The 21612-nt window shown below is 46.7% G+C and carries 16 protein-coding genes; 11 read left to right on the top strand and 5 right to left on the bottom strand.

Annotated elements, in window-relative coordinates; genetic code table 11:
• Positions 1-54: 54 nt before the first annotated feature.
• The 3 genes from C6P39_RS12655 to C6P39_RS12665 form a co-directional block, all read right to left on the bottom strand.
• Positions 55-1482 (bottom strand): MFS transporter, encoded by a 1428-nt coding sequence (locus C6P39_RS12655; protein ID WP_095175977.1) that lies wholly within the window; start codon positions 1480-1482, stop codon positions 55-57.
• A 324-nt stretch (positions 1483-1806) separates the two neighbouring features.
• The gene (locus tag C6P39_RS12660; protein WP_104804009.1) at positions 1807-3183 is read right to left on the bottom strand and encodes a YfcC family protein; all 1377 of its coding nucleotides are present in this window, start codon (positions 3181-3183) and stop codon (positions 1807-1809) included.
• Positions 3184-3403: 220 nt separating this feature from the next.
• A complete protein-coding gene (locus C6P39_RS12665; protein ID WP_104804010.1) occupies positions 3404-5107 on the bottom strand; it encodes a family 43 glycosylhydrolase in 1704 nt (567 codons plus the stop codon).
• A 230-nt stretch (positions 5108-5337) separates the two neighbouring features.
• On the opposite strand from C6P39_RS12665, the gene C6P39_RS12670 reads away from it, so the two are divergent.
• The gene (locus tag C6P39_RS12670; RefSeq protein WP_104804011.1) at positions 5338-6870 is read left to right on the top strand and encodes a glycoside hydrolase family 43 protein; all 1533 of its coding nucleotides are present in this window, start codon (positions 5338-5340) and stop codon (positions 6868-6870) included.
• Positions 6871-8388, top strand: a complete 1518-nt coding sequence (locus C6P39_RS12675) for an alpha-N-arabinofuranosidase (protein ID WP_104804012.1) — start codon at positions 6871-6873, stop codon at positions 8386-8388.
• 98 nt (positions 8389-8486) lie between these two features.
• On the opposite strand, the gene C6P39_RS12680 is transcribed toward C6P39_RS12675, so the two are convergent.
• Positions 8487-9407: an ArsR/SmtB family transcription factor gene (locus C6P39_RS12680; protein ID WP_065543311.1), complete on the bottom strand. Its 921-nt coding sequence runs from the start codon at positions 9405-9407 to the stop codon at positions 8487-8489.
• 464 nt (positions 9408-9871) lie between these two features.
• Here C6P39_RS12680 and C6P39_RS12685 point away from each other — a divergent pair, with 464 nt between their 5' ends.
• The 7 genes from C6P39_RS12685 (at position 9872) to larB (ending at position 18721) form a co-directional block, all read left to right on the top strand.
• Entirely contained in the window at positions 9872-11284 is a 1413-nt protein-coding gene (locus C6P39_RS12685; RefSeq protein ID WP_095175952.1) for an ABC transporter substrate-binding protein, read from the top strand.
• Positions 11285-11368: 84 nt separating this feature from the next.
• Positions 11369-12268, top strand: a complete 900-nt coding sequence (locus tag C6P39_RS12690) for a carbohydrate ABC transporter permease (RefSeq protein ID WP_095175951.1) — start codon at positions 11369-11371, stop codon at positions 12266-12268.
• A gap of 2 nt (positions 12269-12270) precedes the next feature.
• Positions 12271-13152, top strand: a complete 882-nt coding sequence (locus C6P39_RS12695) for a carbohydrate ABC transporter permease (RefSeq protein WP_278277970.1) — start codon at positions 12271-12273, stop codon at positions 13150-13152.
• Positions 13153-13302: 150 nt separating this feature from the next.
• Positions 13303-14817 (top strand): arabinosylfuranosidase ArfA, encoded by a 1515-nt coding sequence (arfA, locus tag C6P39_RS12700; RefSeq protein WP_095175950.1) that lies wholly within the window; start codon positions 13303-13305, stop codon positions 14815-14817.
• A gap of 202 nt (positions 14818-15019) precedes the next feature.
• On the top strand, positions 15020-16378 hold the full coding sequence (locus C6P39_RS12705) for an MATE family efflux transporter (RefSeq protein WP_104804013.1): 1359 nt from the start codon (positions 15020-15022) through the stop codon (positions 16376-16378).
• Between the two features lie 405 nt (positions 16379-16783).
• Positions 16784-17791: an aspartate--ammonia ligase gene (asnA, locus tag C6P39_RS12710; protein WP_095175948.1), complete on the top strand. Its 1008-nt coding sequence runs from the start codon at positions 16784-16786 to the stop codon at positions 17789-17791.
• 183 nt (positions 17792-17974) lie between these two features.
• A complete protein-coding gene (larB, locus tag C6P39_RS12715) occupies positions 17975-18721 on the top strand; it encodes a nickel pincer cofactor biosynthesis protein LarB (protein ID WP_095176059.1) in 747 nt (248 codons plus the stop codon).
• Positions 18722-18845: 124 nt separating this feature from the next.
• Here the strand turns inward: larB and C6P39_RS12720 are convergent, their stop codons facing one another.
• Positions 18846-19448: a YesL family protein gene (locus C6P39_RS12720; RefSeq protein WP_104804014.1), complete on the bottom strand. Its 603-nt coding sequence runs from the start codon at positions 19446-19448 to the stop codon at positions 18846-18848.
• Positions 19449-19763: 315 nt separating this feature from the next.
• On the opposite strand from C6P39_RS12720, the gene C6P39_RS12725 reads away from it, so the two are divergent.
• Together C6P39_RS12725 and C6P39_RS12730 are read left to right on the top strand one after the other, a co-directional pair.
• Entirely contained in the window at positions 19764-20672 is a 909-nt protein-coding gene (locus C6P39_RS12725; protein ID WP_104804015.1) for an ABC transporter permease, read from the top strand.
• A 15-nt stretch (positions 20673-20687) separates the two neighbouring features.
• Positions 20688-21608: a carbohydrate ABC transporter permease gene (locus C6P39_RS12730; protein ID WP_242987035.1), complete on the top strand. Its 921-nt coding sequence runs from the start codon at positions 20688-20690 to the stop codon at positions 21606-21608.
• Positions 21609-21612: the final 4 nt, after the last annotated feature.

A 21612-nucleotide genomic window follows, 5' to 3' on the forward strand; every position in this document is an offset into this window, starting at 1 on the left:
GGTTTTATAGGGTGCGGCGTATGACAAACGGGTGATTGGACGCCGCGGAAGCACTTACCTGGATCGTTTCCGTTTTTCCAGTTCTGCGGAATACTGTTCCATCTTGTTTCTGGTAAGACGGAAACCGAAGATCATGATCAGGGCCCCAAGACCGACTGCGATGGCGGGAATGATGGTAAATCCCATACTGATCCCTCTTTCCAGCTGCGGGGAGGTAATTCCTTTTTCCACTGTTTCCAGATCAAAGCCGGCGATTGCCAGACATGCGCTGATCAGGATGCCGCGGCTTACCACACCGATCTTCAGCGGAATATTGCTCAGGCCCATAATAAGTCCTGTTGCGTTCTTGCCTGTTTTGTATTCACTGTAGATGGCACAGTCCGCATACAGGGCAGGGCCGCAGGCATTTGTCATGGTACAGCAAAACTGGGCCAGACTCACCATGAGGATCACGATCCAGGCATTCTGGTAAAATAAAAACCCCAGGACCAGCACCACCGTCATAGCAAGATAGGCGTAGATCACCGTATTCCTTGCGGAAAATTTCTTGGCTGCTGCTTTAGAAAGATACGATGCAATAACACCCAGAAGGCTGGAGATCAGAATAAAAGTAGCGGTGAGCCCGGGCTTGCCTGCTACATAAGTAAAATAATAGACGGCAATTCCGCTTGCTACGAAGCTGTAGACATATTTGGCAAGGTCTGCCACGGTCAGTCCCAGAAGATAGGGATTTGTGGTGAGGCATTTGATCAGCCCGTTCCCTTTTGTCTGTTTTCCCTTTGCTTTCTGCTCCATCTGTTCTTTCTGCATTCTGGCACGTGCTTCTGCGCCGGTTTCCTCATAACCCTCAAACATTTTAAAGTGGGCGAAGTAACCTGCGGCCATCAGAGCGGCAAAGACAAAGGCTGTAGCGCCATAGGAGTTCTTTTCTCCCACCAGGCCGGCAAGGAGAGAAACCACTGCGGGGCCTACATAGGAATAGAAGACTCGTCCCAGTGACTGCCAGATCGCTCTTGAGGAGGACAGTGCCATGCGGTCCTCCGGTGTTTTGGATGCCATGTTGATCATGGAAATGTTGGCTACAAACGGAATATTCCAGGCAATATGGCTTGTTATGGTAGCTGCAATAATAATGATGACTGCTGCTGTGCCGTTTCCCACACGGATAAACTGGAAGGCGTACAGGAAGGGGACAAGCCATGGAATGATTAGCAGCCAGGAGCGGTAGCGTCCCCATTTCATAGGCTTGACTGTGTCCAGTATGACTCCGTAGATCCAGGATAATGCAGCATCCACTACGCTTGCGATGGTTGTGATCATAGTCACTACCGGCAGCGTGAATTCTGCAATATTTGTCAGGAAGTATGTGAAATAATAAGTTTCAATATTGGTCATAAAAGAAAAACCAAAATCCCCCACACCAAAAAATCTTTTCAGTGACTTGCTGATCCCATTACGTTTTTTGCTTTCCCTATCCCCCATATAGTCTCCTTTCTGCTGCCCGGGTCGCGGGCATCTGTAAAGTGTCTGCAATGCTATTTATTCTGTCTTCTTGATTTCACCTCCTGTCTTATATATGCAAATAAATAGATTGCAAATGTTATATGTGGATTATATCATCTGTAAAAAATAACGTCAATATAATTTGTTGTTATTTTGGTAATTGGGAGTGCAATTGGAGGGGGAGGAGCATTTTTTCAGATTTACAGGAGAAGAAGGGAATGAAAAACGCCATTCTGTCAAGCGGGAAAGAGGCGTGACAGAATGGCAAAAAGAATTTTTCTTGTGTTATGAGCTATTTGAGCCTTAATATCCTATGACTGCACCGGCAACCAGAAGGATGATACAGGCACCCCATGCCAACAGCATAAAGGGCATGATAAATTTTATCCATTTGTTAAAAGGAACACGTCCATAAGACAGAAATGCAATAAGTGCACCCATGGTAGGATAACACAAGTTGCTGAGACCGTCACCGAATTGGAATGCCAGGATGGTAAGCTGTTTGCTGAGGCCGGTAATCTCTGCAACCGGCATAAGTACCGGCATAGTGACCAGCGCCTGACTGCTTCCTGAGGGGATAAAGAAATTCAGAATGGTCTGAACTGCCAGCATTCCGATACTGGTAAGGCTTTCAGGAAGTCCCTTCAGCACACCGGACAGACCGTATATTATGGTATCCAGAATCAAGCCCTGCTGCATGACAACAGAAATCGCTCTTGCCATTCCGATAGCCATTGCCGCAATAAACACGGATTTTGCCCCATCTAAAAGTTCGTCTGCAATTTTTCCGCTCTTGTATCCTGCAATGATGCCGCATATGATACCGAATATGATATAGACGGCTGACATCTCGGGCATCCCCCATCCCCATTTAAGGCAGCCAATAACGATAAGTAGGATAGCTGCCAGAAAAACCACGACCACCAACTTCCGGCGTCCGGTAAACGCAGCCTCTTCCTGGTCTCCTGCGAGGTCAGAATAATCATGCCCGGCCATAAGCCCTTTTGATGGGTCTTTCCGTACCTTTTCAGCATAGCGGATAACGTAAAATATACTGATGATGCCAAGTACAACCAGAGCTGCCATACGATAGGAAAATCCGGAGAATAATTTCAACCCGCCGATAATCTGGGCGTTACCAACAGTATAATAGTTTGCCGGGCCTGCTGACCATCCTACGATATCTGCAATGAATACGACAGATATCCCTGTTATTACATCGTATCCAAGTGCAAGGCATATGGGAATACAGACGGCAGCAAAAGGAATGGTGCCTTCCAACATTGCAGGAAATCCTCCAATGAAAAGAAAGAAGATCATGATACCGATCAGTACCAATTTACTGTGCTTTTCTCCGAGTTTTTTGGAAAGTGTCATAACTGCGGCTTTTAAAGCCCCTGTGCTGTTCACAAGACCGATTGCAGCACCGATTGTAAAAATCATGGTGATCAAAGCAGCTCCATCCTGGATCCCTTGGGGAATGGATTGAAATAATCCCATAAAACCTACGGGAGATGACTCCACGTACTGAAAGCTGTCCGCATCCACAACCTGTTTTCCATCTACTTCCACTCTGTTGTACTGTCCCGCAGGAACCAGCCATGTGCAGATTACCATTAATACCAAAATGGCAAACAGAATGACAAATGCATGTGGAAATTCATGTTTCTTTTTGTTCATTTGTGTTTCCTCCTTCTTCACTGAGGTACTTTAGTATAATACAAGAGTATAGCGGAAATTTGTCGAATTTTTGTTGAAAGTTGATATCCCAGAAAGCAGCCGGCCCTGTATTCCGGGGGGCTGTCTGCTGTGGAAATTTGAACAGGCAGAGTTTAAAAGAAAGATGAGTAAAAGAAAAAGTCCACCCCCAAAAAGGCTGAACTTTTTTTGATGCCGAATGCTATTTTACAGTTATTTTGGCATGGACAATTAAATCTTCATCTTTGCGCACGATCCTCTGGGACGGCACCGAGAAGTTGGGCATCCCATCCTCATCCCAGTATATCTTCCCCACAGAAGCGTTGCGTCCGGCGTCGTAAAGGGGCTGGTAATCCTCCTCCGCCAGGTACCGTTCCTCCTGGCGGCCGTGGTAAATGATCAGGTCTTCCGTGTCATCATCTGATCTGGTAAAGCTGTTATGCCCAAGTCCGAACTGTCCGGTTGCACGGCTGCTCTGGAACACAGGGTAGGGCAGCTTTTTCCAGGAGGCTGCGTCCAGAAGGTCTGCTGTTTCCTCTGCATAGAGAAGTCCCACACAGTACAGGGCGTCCGTGCCGCTGCCGGAGAAGGTCAGGAATATCTTATCCCCGTGTTTAATGACACCGGGGCCTTCATCCACCGGGAAGCCATGGAGTTCCCAGGCATATTCCGGGTGGGACAGACGGACAGCCGGGGTGCAGAGGGTCCAGGGATTGGAGAGCTGGGCAATGAAAATATCGGACGTATTATTTGTTTTCTGGGCCCACAGAAAATAATGCTTTCCTTTATGCTCAAAATGTGTATGGTCCAGGGAAAAATCCGTAAATGCAATATCATCCTTGACTTCAGTGACAACAGGACCTTTTGACTCCCAGGTCCCGCAAAGGGGATCGCGGTCCCTGCACTCCAGGCAGTGAGGACGGATGCGCCAGGAGGATTCATCGGAGATAGTGGTGGTGTAGTAAATGTACCAGTTTCCCTCAATGTAGTGGATTTCGGGTGCCCAGATATGGGGACTCAAAGTGCCGCCGGCTATGGGCTTGCGTTCATAAACCACTTTTTCCTCATAGGCGCCGGAACCATCCGCCAGCCCCCCGAGGGTGGCAGAGCGGCGCAGTATGATGTAAAGATACTGGTATTTTCCCTCCAGGTTGTGTTCCATATCGGTGTAAGAAGCTGTGAAATAATACATGCCGTCTGTGTGCTTATAAATGAAAGGGTCAGCTCGGTGGAGGATAAAAGGATTAGGGTACACCGTTTCCTGCAGCCTTCCCACAACAGATACAGATGTGTGGCTGCCTGCGGTGTCTTCCGGTGCTTGGGCATTCCAGTTCACAGCCCGTTCTTCCTGCATACCGTTGGTATATTCTACAGTGATCTTCTCTGGAAGGGATGGGGAACTGCCGGGCTTCACACATACATTGATATCTTCTACGGCATGAAGCAGTACAGGTTCGGGTTTGCCGTATACGGCCTGGAGTTCCTTCAGTACAGATAGGGGGATTTCCAGGCTTCCGTCAGGAAGGGGCGCTTTTTTTATTTGGTAAGAAGCAGAGATTTCCCAGCCTGAACCAGTATAAGAGGCCCCTGTGTAATGAATAAAATCCTCTGTTCTTACGAGGTGCCGACGGTCTGCATTTTCTGCATCCCCCGCGGTTACAAGATAGCCGTGATTCTCAAGCAGGTATAAGGCTGGGGAGGTGATCCGTCCGGAGCCGAAATCGGGGAACCAGACACCATTGCCTCCATTTAACTGATACCAGTCTGACTTGTTGTAGCTGTATTCCAGATGCAGGCTGTCAGATTCAGGTGTGTTCCAATCCATTGTATAGGGGCGCAGCCAGGCTGTCTGCTGGCCTTCCCGGCACAGGCAGTCAGCGGTTGGAAGTATGTTCATTTGTTTCATATTTCAAAACTCCTCTCACGGCGGAAGCTTTTCTCCCGGTACTTTTTATGTATTGTAGCATATAGTAAAATAATTTACAAGAGAACAAGATTAAGGTAAAATATACAAGTTGATTCAATAAATAATCAATAAAAACATAATAAAAGACTTGCAAATGCGCGTATATTACAATATAATTTCGGTAAAGATAAAATATTTTAGCTATTTGTAAAAAGAAAGGAGGATATTATTTGAAACGAACACAGACAGTATTATTGGGGGCGTTGGTTATGGGGGTTGTCTTATATGGATGTGGAAGTGCGCAGGGCGAGGAAATGTCACCGGAAGAGATCAAGGAAAATCAGAAAGGCTATACCACCGGTGCGTCGGTTCATGATCCATCCATACTTAAGGCAGACGATACCTATTATATTTTCGGTTCCCATATGGATGCGGCAAAGTCGGATGACCTGGTAAAGTGGTCCATGTTTGTTTCCGGTGTGGACGAAAATAATAAACTGTTTGATAACTTATTTGAGGAACCCATGGAAGCTTTTTCTTTTGTGGGAAAAAACGATGCGGGCGGGTATTCCGTCTGGGCGCCGGATGTGGTTTTTAATGAGAAGATGGGAAAGTATGTGATGTATTTTAGTACCAGTTCCACCTACAAGAAATCTACGATCTGTTTTGCCACAGCAGATGAACCGGATGGACCGTATACTTTTCGGGATGTATTGATCCATTCGGGATTTACAAATCAGAACTGGGACACCATTAATTTTCAGGAGATCAACCCAAATGGAAAGATCACGGATTATCTCACAGCAGGCGATTATGATAACCTGCAGTGGCCAAATTGTATTGACCCAACGGTTTTCTATGATGCGGAGGGAAAGATGTGGATGACATACGGCTCATGGTCGGGTGGGATTTTCATTCTTGAGATTGACGAGGAGACAGGATACCCGATTCATCCGGAGGCGGACCCGGAAAACGGTGTGGATACCTACTATGGGAAACGTCTGCTCGGCGGTGGTCATAATTCCATCGAGGGGCCGTATATTATGTATGATGAGACAAGCAAATATTATTATCTTTTTGTTTCTTATGGTGAGCTTCAGGCAAAAGGGGGCTATCAGATGCGGGTTTTCCGTTCGGAAGATCCGGACGGACCGTACACAGATACAGCCGGACAGGAACTGGGAATGGTGGTGGATCACAGCATATATGGCCTGAAGATGATGGGAAACTATACATTTCCCAGTTTGAGTTTTACCTACATGGCGCCAGGGCACAACTCCGCCTTTGTGGATGACGACGACAGGATGTATGTGGTGTATCACCAGCGCTTTAAAAACGGGACAGAGGCTCATGAGCCAAGGGTGCATCAGATTTTCATCAATAAAAAGGGGTGGCCTGTAGCGGCACCTTTTAATACGTCCGGTGAGGTTTTGAAGGAATCCGGTTATGAAGAGAAAGACGTTTTGGGTACATACTATTATGTAAACCATGGCACAGACATCAGCTCGAAAGTACATAAATATGAGAGTATTGTTTTTGAAAAGGGTGGCGTCGTAAAGGACAGTGAAGGCGGAGCGTTGGGCCGTTTTTCTCTGGAAAAAGGAACTCCATATGTGACGGTTGAACTGAATGGTCAGAATTATGAAGGGGTAATGATCGAGATGAAAGAAGAGGCCGGAAACCGGACCATGTGTTTCACGGCGGCAGGAGACAATAACGAAACGATCTGGGGTGTACATTATTTTAAACAGGAGGACAAATAAATGGCAAAGTTGTATGTAAATGAGAAAAAAGTACAGGGGCATATCAATCCGGAGATTTACGGGCATTTCTCTGAACATCTGGGGAGATGTATCTATGAAGGACTTTATGTGGGAGAGGATTCGCCCATTCCCAATGTGAAAGGCATGAGAACGGATGTGGTGGAAGCGCTGAAAGAGATGAAAGTGCCTGTGCTTCGCTGGCCGGGCGGCTGTTTTGCCGATGAATATCACTGGAAAGACGGAATCGGTCCAAAAGAAAACAGGAAAAAAATGATCAATACCCACTGGGGAGGCGTAGTGGAAGACAACAGCTTCGGAACGCATGAGTTCTTTGAACTGTGCAGTCAGCTTGGCTGCAAGACCTATGTCAACGGCAATGTGGGCAGTGGGACTGTACAGGAAATGAGCGAGTGGGTGGAGTATATTACCTTTGACGGTGTTTCTCCTATGGCGGATCTGAGAAAAGAAAACGGGCATGAGAAACCGTGGAAAATTGACTATTTTGGTGTAGGTAATGAAAACTGGGGATGCGGTGGAAATATGACACCGGAGTATTATGGGAACCTGTACCGCAGATATCAGACTTATGTTCGCAGCTATGATAATGAAAAGCCTATCCGCAAAGTTTGCTGCGGGGCCAATGTAGCCGATTATTTCTGGACAGAAGGAGTATTAAACACCTGCTTTGCACAGCCGCAGCCGGGAAATGATAAGGATAGGGGATTTATGGATATGCTGTCCCTTCACTACTATGTTCATCCCGAAGGCTGGGAAATAAAAGGAAGCGCCACGGAATTTGACGAGAAAGTATGGTACAAAAGTCTGAATAAAGCTCTTTATATGGAAGAACTGATCAACCGCCACGGTGCGATCATGGACAAATATGACCCGGAGAAGAGGATTGGAATGGCAGTGGACGAGTGGGGCTGCTGGTTCAATGTTGAGCCGGGTACCAATCCGGGATTCCTCTACCAGCAGAATACCATGCGGGATGCCCTGGTAGCAGGACTGACTCTGGATATCTTTAATAAACATTGTGACAGGGTGAAAATGGCATGTCTGGCCCAGATCGTAAACGTGCTCCAGTCCGTGATCCTCACAGAAGGCGAGAAAATGCTCCTGACACCAACCTACCACGTATTTCATATGTACCGCACCCATCAGGATGCGGAACTGGTAGAAAGCTACATTGCAGACAATAAAACAGCCGAAGGTTCAGACGGAGAGTATGAAGTACCAAAACTCCACGAGTCTGTATCCATAGACAAAGACGGAATCCTGACCCTGACCCTGAACAATCTGTCAGTTACAGACAGCGAAAAAGTAGAAACCACTTTCGCTGAATGCAATCCCACAGAGGTCACGGCAACCATCCTGACCCAGGATATGAATGCCCACAATACGTTCGAGGATCTGGAACGTGTGAAAGAAGAGACCTTTGACAATTTTACAGTAACAGACAGAGGACTTTCCTTTACCATTCCACCCTGCAGCATTGTTTCTTTTAGAATAAAGTAGTTATAACTTAAATTATAAAGAACCGTTCTGCCAGCTTTATTATAAAAAGCCGGAAGAACGGTTCCTTTTTTTGGTTGATTACAGCGGACATTCGGATCTTATCCTTCTATGGCGCTATAGGAAATCTGTACATCAATATCCTGACTGTAATTTCCGAAATTTTTTCCGAAGATAGTCAGTCCACCCACATGCTTTGCATCTTTTTCTACTGCCAGCTTCAGCCGCAGCAGGCTTTGGGACGTGAGGTTGAAGCTGCGGATCCCCACATCGGAAATTTGTTTTCCGTCTATGAAGGTTCCTTTGTCATTAATGACCAGGAACTTCAGTAGACCGTATTGATTCAAGCTGGACAGCCACCAGGTAGGTGTGAAGGTACCTGGAACATCCCCGAAATCTCCGGGAGATATCCAGGAACCGATCTTGACGTCATTCAAATAGAAAGAAATATCGGAGGGCCAGTTGGGATTAAAACTGGGTGCTTCCGAGCAGATTTCCATAGAGATGGCAATTTGGTCAATCTTCTGTGCCGGCGGGATGAAGTTGGGAATCATATACTCAACATATCCCTGCGTGAACCAGAGAATATCCGCCTCATAATGGTCCGGATGGGCGAAATAACGGACATCATCCATCTCCCCTATCATATTGGTGGCAGAGGCCAGGCCGCAGGTGGGAGTTACCTGGAAATCGGAATAATGGCCCACCTTGACGGAAGCATTAAAGATGTTGGCATTTTCTGTCTGCGGTTCAAAGTCGATCAATATTTTATCCAGGAGCACCGAGCATTTTTTCTGGTTCCCATGGGATGCGGTTTCGTTTACGACAGAGATCAGGCCTGCTTCTTCCAGCTTCCGGATATGGCTGGTGAGGGCACCGTTGGTGATCTTCAGGTGTTGAGCAAGCTCGTTCATGTTCATTCCATCGCTTTTAAGCAGAATCTTGATGATTTCAACTCTTATCTCAGAGCCAAGGGCTTTGAAAATATTCAGTCCTTCTTCTAATGATTTAATGTGCAGCATTTGCGTTCCTCCAGTCTTGTGCGTAAAAATTAATAGATGTATCGACGACCATACAAGTTAAAAGAAAAAGGCCCTCTTTTTTACGACGTTAAATTTTAGAATTATATAAAGTATTATATCCTTTAATTTAAAAAAGTCAATATAATATGAAATAACTAAGGGCTTTTCTAAAATGAATCTCCTATCCTGCGGAAATGTTGTTTAGATAAATGTAAAATATAAGGGAGGTATTAAAAGTAAATGTAAACTAATTTTGATTTTACATAAATAAACATTGACAAAAATATAAAGGGTATTATACAATGTGAACATAAACCGGTACAAAACACACAAAAAATGTGCAATATGTACACTCGCGAGTGCATTAGTGGTACAAAATAGGAATGGATTTTTGTTTACTATGTTTATTTTTGAAAAATGAAAAGTAATTCAAACATTTGCAAAAAGATTTAGGAGGTTAAGGTATGAAGAAGAAATTAGTCAGTGCATTATTGGTTACAGCTATGGCAGCAAGTCTCCTGGCCGGATGCGGAGGAGATAAGGCAAGTTCTGCGGGGACAGACGGCGCAGACGCAGAGGATACACAGGACGCAGGGGCAGATGCGGAAGGGGAAGACGGTGAAGCAGAGCCGGAAGCAGTTACTACAGTAGGACCGGATTCAGGAACAAAGATGGAGATGTGGTCTTTCGTCGAACTGCACAACACGTTCTATGCACAGATGCTGGAAAAATGGAATGAGGAAAATCCTGACAGACAGATTCAAATGACCTTCACTACATATCCATTTGCTGATATGCACAACAAGATGATCATGGCGCTTCAGACAGGGGAAGGTGCACCGGATCTGTGCGATATTGAGAGAGGCCAGTTCCCCAACTTCCTGCAGGGTGAAGTACAGCTTTATCCGCTGAATGATGCTCTTGAGCCTTATATGGGAGATTTGGTGCAGTCACGTTTTGATATCTATTCCAAAGATGACAATTACTATGGCGCGCCTACTCATGTTGGTGCTACTGTTATGTTCTATAATGATGAACTGTTATCACAGTACGGGGTTGACTATACAACGATTAAGACCTGGGATGACTATACTGCAGCTGCAGAGACATTGAAAGAGGCATCAAACGGCGAGGTGAAGATGACTTCTGTCGATACAGGCGGTACAGACTGGATGTGGCTGGCAATGGCTGAGTACGGTGATGACCAGGTGGATAAGGACGGCAAGGCTGTGATCCCGGAATCCATGGAGAAAATGCTTACCATGCAGCAGGGATGGCTGGACGATGAACTGGCTATGGTTTCTCCGGACGGACACGTTGATCTGGAAGCGGGATTCCAGAACATTCTGGACGGCAACATTGCTTCTTTCCCGAAAGCTTTATGGTATATGAGCCGTTTCCTGGATTACATGCCTGAAGAATCCGGCAAATGGGCTATGGCTCCCTGCCCGGTATTTGAAGAGGGACAGCCTCGGTCCGTTGGTATCGGCGGTACAGGTACAGTTGTGACCAACCAGTCCTCTGATCCGGAACTGGCAGCAGACTTTATCGCCTATGCAAAATGCTCAGAAGAAGGCTGTAAGGGAATCTGGGAGAACCTTGGATTTGATGTCTGCAACACTGCAGTATGGGAAGATACAAGCATTACACAGGATACCAGCAACAAGTTCATTGCATTCTTTAAGACAAACCCATTCGATGTTCTGAATGAGATTAAAGATGAGATCGCAGCTATTACCGTAAATGAAAATACGTTTACATTAGGTGACTACATGTGCACAACTACCCTGAACAATGTGCTTCAGGATGGTATGGATGTGAAAGAGGCGATCCAGGATGCGCAGGATTACGTTGATTTGGAGCAGGATATAGACTGATGTAAATCTGGGTGATCGTAACGAAACAGAAAATTGCCCGGAGTGGTTTCACTCCGGGTAGTTTTTCAAGAGGGAGATGAATATATGAAAAAATTTAAGAAATTCTTCTATTCCCAGAAGGCTGCTCCGTGGGTGTTCGTATTGCCATTCATTCTGAGTTTCGCCATATTCTGGATATATCCGCTGTTTAGTGCATTTAAGATGAGCTTCGAGTCCATAAAACCGGGACAGATTGAGTGGGTAGGCATTTCCAACTATACAAAACTGCTGCGTGACAGTGCATTTCATATTGCGCTGAAGAACAGTGCCACATACATGATCGGAACGCTGGTTCTGCTGATCCCATTTCCCATGCTTTTTGCTGTGCTGATGGACAGCCGTCTGGTGAAGGCAAAGGGCCTGTGGAAAGCCATTCTTTACATACCGGCTTTGACCAGTGTAGTGATTTCAGGTACTTTGTTCCGTCTGATGTTCTCTGAGTATTCCACAGGACAAATGAATGTGCTGATGGAATTGTTGGGAAAAGCCCCTGTAGCCTGGCTGAAAAATGGGACAACGGGTATGATCGCCCTTTTGATCCTGGCCTGCTGGCGGTGGACCGGAGTCAATATGCTCTATTTTGTGTCGGGCCTTAAAGGTATTGATGGTGCCCTGTATGAGTCGGCAGATATTGACGGCGCTAATTCCTGGCAGAAATTCCGTTATGTGACACTGCCTCTTTTAAAACCCACCTCAATTTATGTTTTGACGATCAGTGTATACGCCGGACTGGCAATGTTCCTGGAATCATTCATGTTGTGGAACGGAAACTCCTCACCGAAAAATATCGGTCTTACTATTGTAGGATATTTGTACAAGAGGGGGATTGAGAGAAATCAGATGGGATATGCGGCAGCGGTTGGTGTGGTGCTGTTGGTGATCGCACTTATCATCAACTTTGTACAGTTAATATTAAATGGCACATTTAAGAAGGAGGAGAGATGATCATGAGTACAGTTTCCTCTGATAAAAGAAAGATGGGTATGAAAAAGAAGAATACGATTCTATCTGTGATATCAACTGCCTTTTTTGCTGTATTGGGATTTATCGTAGTGTTTCCCCTGATCGCGGGAGTTCTGGCGTCTTTCAGGCCCGGGCGTGAATTGATCCGGAGAGGCCTCAGCGTTAACCTTGATTTTTCATCTATGACGCTCAGTAATTATACATACCTGTTTTCCGGGAATGCTGATTCCAAAAAATATTTTATGTGGTTCAAGAACAGTTTGGTACTGACGGTTGTGACCGTGGTGCTGACACTGCTCATCTGTTATCTGGTAGCGTATGGACTCTCCATGTATGAGTTTAAGTTGAAAAATGTTCTTTTTTTCTTGGTAATAGCCACTATGATGGTACCATTTGAAATCCTTATGCTTCCGCTGTATCAGGAAATGATCGATCTGAAACTGATGAATACTTCCGCAGGTGTTATATTGCCCGGTATATGCGGTGCGTCCACGGTGTTTTTCTTCCGGCAGTATATGATCGGCCTGCCAAAAGAACTGCTGGATGCCGGAAGGATTGACGGGGCTACAGAATACGGGATTTGTTTTAAGATCATGCTTCCCATTACAAAACCGGCGTTTGCGGCCATGACGATCCTCTGTGCTATGGGGGCATGGAATAATATGCTGTGGCCTATGATGATTTTCCGGGATGCTGACAAATTTACGCTGCCCATTGGCTTGAATACACTGCTCACACCTTATGGCAACAACTATGATGTGCTGATCGCTGGATCCATGTTTGCGATCATTCCTATATTTGTCATCTTCCTTTGCTTCCAGAGATATTTTATAGAAGGTCTTACAACCGGTGCTGTGAAGGGATGATGTGGGACCGAAGCCTGACTGCCGCAAAAGCCGGACGCATGGAAGGATGCGGAAAAGCTTTTGCGGTTTTGTTATCAACAACTTGTTGATATGACCATACAACTAGTATAATAAAAGAAAAAGAGTATAGAAGACCGGAGGTTTTTCATTATGAGCAGACGCGCAAAAATGGTGCTGGATAAGGAATTCCGTATCGCACCTGTAGACAAAAGAATTTATGGTTCCTTCATTGAGCATCTGGGACGTGCCGTGTACGAAGGCATCTATCAGCCGGGACATCCGGCGGCGGACAAAGACGGATTCCGTCAGGACGTGGTACAGCTTGTAAAAGAGCTGGATGTGCCGATCATCCGCTATCCGGGCGGAAACTTTGTATCCAATTTTTACTGGGAAGATTCCGTAGGCCCGGTTGCCAACCGACCTCACCGTCTTGAGCTGGCCTGGAGAAGCCTGGAGAAAAATGAGGTTGGCCTCAATGAATTTTCAAACTGGGCAAAACAGGTAAATTCAGAGGTGATGATGGCAGTGAACCTGGGCACAAGAGGGATTTCCGATGCCTGCAATCTGCTGGAATACTGCAACCATCCCTCGGGAACAAAATACAGTGATATGCGTGTCAGCCACGGTGTAAAAGACCCGCATAACATCAAAGTGTGGTGCCTAGGCAACGAGATGGACGGTCCGTGGCAGATCGGCCACAAGACCATGGAAGAGTACGGACGTCTGGCTGAGGAGACGGCAAAGGCTATGCGCCTCATTGACCCCAGTATTGAACTGGTATCCTGCGGAAGCTCCAACCGCGATATGCCTACATTCCCGGACTGGGAGGCAGTGACACTGTCCCATACATATGATCATGTGGATTACATTTCCATGCACCAGTATTACGGCAACAGGGACAATGACAGCAATGATTATCTGGCCCAGTCTGATGATATGGATGACTTTATCCGCACTATCATATCCACCTGTGATTATGTGAAAGCCAAAAAACGCAGCAAAAAAGTCATGAATCTGAGCTTTGACGAATGGAACGTGTGGTTCCACTCCAATGCAGCGGATGATGATATCACAGAGAACCATCCGTGGCAGGTGGCACCGCCTATGCTGGAGGATATCTATAACTTTGAGGATGCCCTGCTTGTAGGCCTGATGCTCATCACTTTGATCAAGCACGCGGACCGTGTGAAGATGGCATGCCTTGCGCAGCTTGTAAATGTGATCGCCCCCATCATGACGGACGCAGCAGGCGGTGCATGGAAACAGACCATTTTCTATCCGTTTATGCACGCTTCCAAATACGGACGCGGCGAGGCACTTCTGCCTGTTATGAACAGCACCAAACACGCCACAGCAAAGCACGATGAGATCACTGACATTGAGTCCGTAGCTGTCTTTCATGAGGAGGCAGATGAGGTGACCATCTTTGCCGTGAACCGTAATCTGGAGGAAGACGTGGAGCTTCAATCAGACGTGAGAAGCTTTGAGGGATACCGGATCCTGGAACACATTGTTCTGGAAAATGAGGACCTGAAAGCAGTAAACGGCCTTGGAATGGAAAAAGTAGCCCCCGTAAATGCGGATGACCGCAGCAAACTGGACGGCGGTGTTATCACCAGTGTACTGAAAAAAGCATCCTGGAATGTGATCCGTCTAGGAAAATAGAAGCGAATAATATCTACCGCACAGCCTGTAAAAGTGATATAATACATCACTACAGGCTGTGCGTTTTTTGTACCGGGCGCAGCGGAAGAGGGGCGCAGACGGCTGCACTTTAGTGTGTCTGAAAATCCATTCCGACAATCTGCACGCCACACTTTGACGCGCAGGTCCGGCAGGCTGAACACTTATACAAGGGGAAATTGAAATGAAACAAAAGACAAGAGATATGACAAGCGGGAAGCCGGCAGGTATTATCGTTTCCTTTGCCCTTCCCCTCATGCTGGGAAATGTATTCCAGCAGCTATATACCGTAATGGACAGTGTGATCGTAGGCAGGGGAGTAGGGGTGGAAGCCCTGGCTGCCCTGGGGACATCGGACTGGCTGAGTTTTACTGCCATGGGCGGGATCACAGGCGTGGCCCAGGGGTTTTCCGTGCTGATCTCCCAGTGTTTTGGGGCAAAAGATGAAAAACGTCTGAAGAAAGCAGTGGCTATGTCTGTGTGGACCGGAAGCCTGATCACCCTGCTGGTCATGGCGCTCTTTATCTGCAATCTGTCGCGGCTGCTTGGACTGCTGCGTGTACCGTCAAATATTCGGGAGCCGGCCTACAACTACCTGCAGATCCTCATGTTCGGACTTGTGGCAACGGCGCTTTACAACATCTGTTCCGGAATCCTCCGGGCCATGGGGGACAGCCGGACGCCCCTTCGTGCCATGATCGGTGCGTCCGCTGTGAATATTATCCTGGACCTTATCTTTGTTCTGGTATTCCACTGGGGTGTGGAAGGTGCTGCACTGGGAACTGTGCTGGCCCAGGTCTGCTCCGGCACCATCTGCTTTCTGCAGCTGAAAAAATACGGTATTTGGAACATAGAGAAAACCGACTGGAAATGGGACTGGGATATGGCAAAGCACCTGCTGGGCCTTGGGATTCCCGTGGCGTTCCAGAATGTGATCATTGGCTTCGGCGGCATTGTCATCCAGTACGTCATCAACGGATTTGGTCTTCTGTATGTGGCCGGTTTTACGGCTACCAACAAGTTGTACGGACTTCTGGAGCTGGCAGCAGTCTCCTTCGGTTATGCCACATCCTCCTTTGTGGGGCAGAATCTGGGCGCGGGGGAATACGGCAGGATCAAGGAAGGTGTGCGCGCCTCAGCCAAAATATCCATAGGCATCGCGGTGGCCATCGGAGCGGTCCTCCTTCTTTTCGGGCACAGCATTCTAAAAATATTTATCTCCTCAGAGGCATCCAATGCATCAGAGGTACTGACCATTGCATATAATTATCTGGCGGTCATGGGGGCAACGCTGATCATCCTCTATCTGCTCCACATCTACCGATCTGCCCTGCAGGGAATGGGTGACACGCTCATCCCCATGTGCTCCGGGATCGCGGAGTTGGTCATGAGAATCCTGATCGCCCTGCTGCTGCCCCTTTTAATAGGAAAGGAAGGTATCTATTTTGCGGAGACAGGTGCCTGGCTGGGCGCTATGGTTATCCTCATGGTGGCGTATAGAAAGCGGATCAGTTCAGACAGGTCTGCGCATTTACTGCGCTGACCGTATGAAGAGGTAGCGCCAGCAGGCATCCAGCCCATCGCGAAGCGATTTTTAATGGCTGGATGCGTAACGGTTCAGCTTGTCTGAACTGTTACCAGAAAGCGGATCAGTTCAGACAGGTCTGCGCATTTACTGCGCTGACCGTATGAAGAAGTAGTGCCAGCAGGCATTCAGTCCATCGCGAAGCGATTTTTAATGGCTGGATGCGTAACGGTTCAGCTTGTCTGAACTGTTACCAGAAAGCGGATCAAGCGGCTGGATTAGCGGAATTGACTATTTACAACACTGCTTTTTTATAATAAAATAAAAAACAGTTGTTATCCGCCAAAAACAGACAGATGTCTGCAGCTAAAAGTCCGCCGGTAACAAGACATTCCATAGAACATAAAACGGGAGGAAAGAGACATGGGAAAAGTAACAATACCAGAGAACTATCATTCATGCTTATCCAGTTATGAGACACAGGAAGCGATTGGTATCATCAAGAATCTGATGCAGAAAAAACTATGTTTGGCTTTAAATCTGAAAAGAGTGACAGCGCCGGTTTTCGTAGATCCGGCTTCCGGTCTGAATGATGATCTGAACGGTGTGGAGCGCCCTGTAACATTTGACATCCCGGATGCAAATATGAACGCCCAGGTGGTGCATTCCCTGGCAAAATGGAAACGAATGGCCCTTTACCGCTACGATTTCCATGTGGGAAAAGGGATCCTCTGTGATATGAATGCCATCCGCAGGGACGAGGAGCTTGACAACCTGCATTCCGCTTACGTGGACCAGTGGGACTGGGAAAAGATCATCACAGCAGAGGACAGGACCATAGATTACCTGAAGGATACTGTGACCAGGATCGTAAATTCTATCTGTAATGCGCTGGAAGAGGTGAAATACCACTATGAGAATCTGGACACAGAGCTGTGCCGTGAGGTATCCTTCATCACTTCCCAGGAACTGGAGGATCGGTATCCGGACCTGACTCCAAAAGAGAGGGAGAACGCCTACGCAAAAGAGAAGAAGACTATTTTCATCATGCAGATCGGTGATTTGCTGAGATCAGGGGAAAAACATGACGGTCGTGCCCCGGACTATGATGACTGGAAGTTAAACGGCGACCTTTTGTTCTGGCATGAGCCGCTCCAGTGTGCTATGGAGATCTCTTCCATGGGAATCCGTGTGGATGCAAAAACCTTGAGCGAACAGCTTGAAAAAGCCGGCTGCAACCAGAGAAGAGAACTGACTTTCCATAAAATGCTCTTAAATAATGAACTGCCCCTGACCATAGGCGGAGGCATCGGCCAGTCCAGAGTCTGTATGCTCCTTCTGAAAAAAATACATGTGGGTGAGGTACAGTCCTCCATCTGGGACGAAGCCACTCTGACTGCCTGCGGCAAAGCAGGAGTTGAAATCTTATAAAGGATTCCGCAGCCAGGCAAAGTTCCCAGCGCCCAAAGCGATTCTGCATGGGGTTTGTCTGTATCTTTGAGGGGAGTGTACGGTTATAATTACCGTACTGTCACAGGGAAATGAGTAACTGTTCACATCTTACATCCTGCAGGGTATATGGGACAGATCAAGCACAAAGAGGAAAGATACGATATGGAGATACAGGAAATATTGAAACAGGTGAAAAACGGAGAGATGTCCATGGAGGATGCGGAGGGGATGCTGAAGAAGCTTCCTTATGAGGATCTGGGATATGCCAAGCTGGACCACCACCGCAAAGTCCGTTCCGGTTTTGGGGAGGTGGTATTCTGCTCCGGCAAGGCCACAGACCATCTGGTAGGCATTTACCAGCATTTTTATGAGCAGGACGGCTGCGTTCTGGGCACCAGGGCCAGGGAGGACCAGTATCTTGCCGTGAGAGAAGTACTCCCCCAGGTTCAGTATGACCCCCTCTCCCATATACTTGTCATTGAGAAAGAAGGGGCTGTGAAAGAGGGATGCGTGGCGGTCTGTACAGGCGGCACATCCGATATTCCGGTGGCTGAGGAGGCTGCCAGAACAGCGGAATATTTCGGCGCCAGCGTGGAGCGTATCTACGATGTAGGTGTAGCCGGGATCCACCGCCTTCTCTCGCAGCAGGACCGTCTCCGCCATGCCAACGCCATTGTGGCAGTGGCCGGAATGGAAGGCGCCCTGGCGGGCGTGGTTGCAGGTCTTGTGGAAGTGCCGGTCATAGCAGTGCCCACCTCCATAGGATATGGGGCCAACTTCGGCGGCCTGTCAGCGCTTCTTACCATGCTGAATTCCTGCGCGGAGGGAATCTCCGTGGTAAATATAGACAATGGTTTCGGCGGAGGGTACATGGGTGCCCAGATAAACCGATTGATATGCAGAAAATAGATGGTACAGCCGGTCGGATGTGCGGAGCTTTTCGGGCGGACAAGAGAGATGAAAAAAGATAACAGTTCAAATAGCTGAACTGTTACAAAAAAGGACACTTCGGCTGAGGTGTCCTTTTTTGTGCTTATTCATATTTTTTGAATACTTTGGAGAGCAGGAAGGCCTGGCAGTATGCCAGATAAGATCCGCCGAAAAGTACAAAGAGAAAGCGAAAAAACGGATTGATATAAAAAAGAAGCATTGAGGCAGCCGTGATTAGAAACAGGAGAACTGTCTGTTTTGGATTTGAGAGGGCCAGCAGTACTGCATTCTTAAGAGATCTCCTGACGGGATTCTCAAAACGGGCATTCAACGCAAAGGCGTACAACAGAGAGAGGGCATACAAGACCGCGCAGAATGTGAGAATTAGCAGAACAGCATTGGTTATCCATGTATTCAAATGTAGCCAGAAGATAAAATTATACAGTAGCACTGCACCTGTAATAAAGTAGAAAAGTGCCATAATGCAGGAGGATTTGAAGTTTTCCTTCACTGCGCGTAGATAGGCGCGGACCATATATCCATGCTCCCCTCTGACCTCCTTGAGGGCAACTGAGAAAAGTGCGCATACTGCAGGGCCAATCGTGACCACAGGGATACAGCTTGCCAGGAAGATAAGATTGAGTACAGTAAAATCGACAAGTGTGCCGAGAAACTGAAAAACAGGACTGCTAATACGAAATTTCATGGAAACCTCCTCCTAATGTAAGTGTAGGGTTTTTGTTATAACGGGAATCAAAGTTACAGAGCCAGCTGGAAGCTGATTGGCGGCATACTCTGATTGATAAAACCTATATTAGAAGAGAAATGTTAAAAAAACTATAGAAAAGAATCGAGATAAAATACAGGACAAAATGGAGATTTTCCTAAAACGCACGTAAAAATATGATTTTCTCTATATCAGTGGACGGATTTGAACGGTATTCCAAAGAAATATAGGATGATACAATAACCGTGACTTAAAGATAAGCTGCAGCGAAAAAAATAGAAGGAGATAGAAAGAATGAGAAAATCATCTACCCAGAGCCGCAGGCTGTTCTACTGCATCGTGCCGTTCATCATATTGAGCTTCCTGTTTTCTTACTTCCCGCTACACGGATGGATTTACGCACTGTTCGACTATAAGCCTCCGCTGAAATTGTCCCAGTGTGAGTTTGTGGGCATGAAATGGTTCCAGACTCTTTTTGCCAACAAAACACAGGTGGCGCAGATGGTGCAGGTAATGAAGAATACATTTGCCATGAGCCTTCTGGGAATCCTCACATCCATACTTCCCATCGGTTTTGCTATTTTTCTGAATGAGATAAAGTGTAAATGGTTCAAGAATCTGGTACAAACCTTAACCACTCTTCCAAACTTCATAAGCTGGGTACTGGTGTATTCTGTAGCGTTCAGTCTGTTTACAGACAGCGGTATGGTGAATACCCTGCTTGAGAATCTGGGAATCATCACGTCACCGATACGGTTCCTGGACAGCGATACCCACACTTATCTGTGGATGACTTTATGGAATCTTTGGAAAGGACTTGGCTGGGGTGCTATTATGTATCTGGCGGCAATCGCAGGCATTGACGCGGAGCTTTATGAGGCGGCCAGAGTGGACGGGGCCAGTAGGTTCCAGCTTATGAGAAATATTACTCTGCCGGCTCTTATGCCCACATTTTTTGTATTGCTCATGATGTCTGTTGCCAACTTCCTGAACAATGGCATGGATCAGTATTATGTATTCCAGAATTCTTTCAATAAAGAACATATTCAGGTGCTGGACCTTTATGTGTATAATATAGGTATGACCGGGAGCAGCCTGTCACTGGCTACTGCGATCAGTATGTTGAAAAGTGTAATCAGCGTCACACTTCTGGCACTTGTAAATCTGGTTTCCAAAAGGACTCGCGGAGAGTCTATCATTTAGAAGGGGGGAAGTCCTGTGAAGACTGACGTAAAAAAACGAAAAAGGATAAAATCCGGTGATATGATATTTCAGACCGTGAATTATCTGGTATTCCTGATCATCACTTTGATTTGTATCTATCCGTTTTATTATATGATTGTCAACACTATTAGCGCCAATGATCTAAGTTCCAATGGACTTATTAATTTCCTGCCGAAATCTATTCATTTTGACAATTATAGGCAGGTACTTATGCTGGATGGACTGTCCACGGCAACACTGGTATCTCTTGGAAGAACGGTGCTGGGAACCGCCTGTACGGTGCTGGCGTCGGCGTTTCTGGGATTTATGTTCACGCAGGAGAAGCTTTGGCACAGAAAATTCTGGTACCGATTCTTTGTGATCACCATGTATTTTAATGCAGGTCTGATTCCCATGTTTATCACTATGCAGACTCTGCATCTGACCAATACCTTCTGGGTCTATGTGATTCCGGCTATTGTACAGCCCTTCAATATTATACTTGTGAAGACTTATATTGAGTCCATGCCAAAGTCTCTGCAGGAAGCTGCGGAGATTGACGGCGCCGGGATATTCACGGTTTTTGGAAAAATCATACTGCCTACGGCCAAACCCATTCTTGCCACTGTGGCAATTTTTTCGGCAGTGGGACAGTGGAATTCGTTTCAGGATACTCTGCTTTATATTACAGACCAGAAACTGTATTCTCTGCAGTATCTGCTGTATACATATATTAATCAGGCCAGCTCGCTGGCTGCCATGGTGAGGAATAACGGCACAGGTGCCATAAGTGCAGTAACACTTGCCACCCAGCAGACGCCAACATCCATCCGTATGACAGTCTCTGTAATCGTTGTACTTCCTATTTTATTTGTTTACCCTATATTCCAGCGGTTCTTTGTAAAAGGAATCATGATCGGATCTGTGAAAGGTTGAGAGG

It is taken from the genome of Blautia marasmi, from assembly GCF_900258535.1.
Lineage (GTDB): Bacteria > Bacillota > Clostridia > Lachnospirales > Lachnospiraceae > Blautia > Blautia hominis.

Excerpts from the sequence above, each read along its gene's own strand:
- C6P39_RS12655 (WP_095175977.1), bottom strand. The coding sequence starts at position 1,482 with ATGGGGGATAGGGAAAGCAAAAAACGTAATGGGATCAGCAAGTCACTG.
- C6P39_RS12660 (WP_104804009.1), bottom strand. The coding sequence starts at position 3,183 with ATGAACAAAAAGAAACATGAATTTCCACATGCATTTGTCATTCTGTTT.
- C6P39_RS12665 (WP_104804010.1), bottom strand. The coding sequence starts at position 5,107 with ATGAAACAAATGAACATACTTCCAACCGCTGACTGCCTGTGCCGGGAA.
- C6P39_RS12675 (WP_104804012.1), top strand. The coding sequence starts at position 6,871 with ATGGCAAAGTTGTATGTAAATGAGAAAAAAGTACAGGGGCATATCAAT.
- C6P39_RS12680 (WP_065543311.1), bottom strand. The coding sequence starts at position 9,407 with ATGCTGCACATTAAATCATTAGAAGAAGGACTGAATATTTTCAAAGCC.
- C6P39_RS12685 (WP_095175952.1), top strand. The coding sequence starts at position 9,872 with ATGAAGAAGAAATTAGTCAGTGCATTATTGGTTACAGCTATGGCAGCA.
- C6P39_RS12690 (WP_095175951.1), top strand. The coding sequence starts at position 11,369 with ATGAAAAAATTTAAGAAATTCTTCTATTCCCAGAAGGCTGCTCCGTGG.
- C6P39_RS12695 (WP_278277970.1), top strand. The coding sequence starts at position 12,271 with ATGAGTACAGTTTCCTCTGATAAAAGAAAGATGGGTATGAAAAAGAAG.
- arfA (WP_095175950.1), top strand. The coding sequence starts at position 13,303 with ATGAGCAGACGCGCAAAAATGGTGCTGGATAAGGAATTCCGTATCGCA.
- C6P39_RS12705 (WP_104804013.1), top strand. The coding sequence starts at position 15,020 with ATGAAACAAAAGACAAGAGATATGACAAGCGGGAAGCCGGCAGGTATT.
- asnA (WP_095175948.1), top strand. The coding sequence starts at position 16,784 with ATGGGAAAAGTAACAATACCAGAGAACTATCATTCATGCTTATCCAGT.
- larB (WP_095176059.1), top strand. The coding sequence starts at position 17,975 with ATGGAGATACAGGAAATATTGAAACAGGTGAAAAACGGAGAGATGTCC.
- C6P39_RS12720 (WP_104804014.1), bottom strand. The coding sequence starts at position 19,448 with ATGAAATTTCGTATTAGCAGTCCTGTTTTTCAGTTTCTCGGCACACTT.
- C6P39_RS12725 (WP_104804015.1), top strand. The coding sequence starts at position 19,764 with ATGAGAAAATCATCTACCCAGAGCCGCAGGCTGTTCTACTGCATCGTG.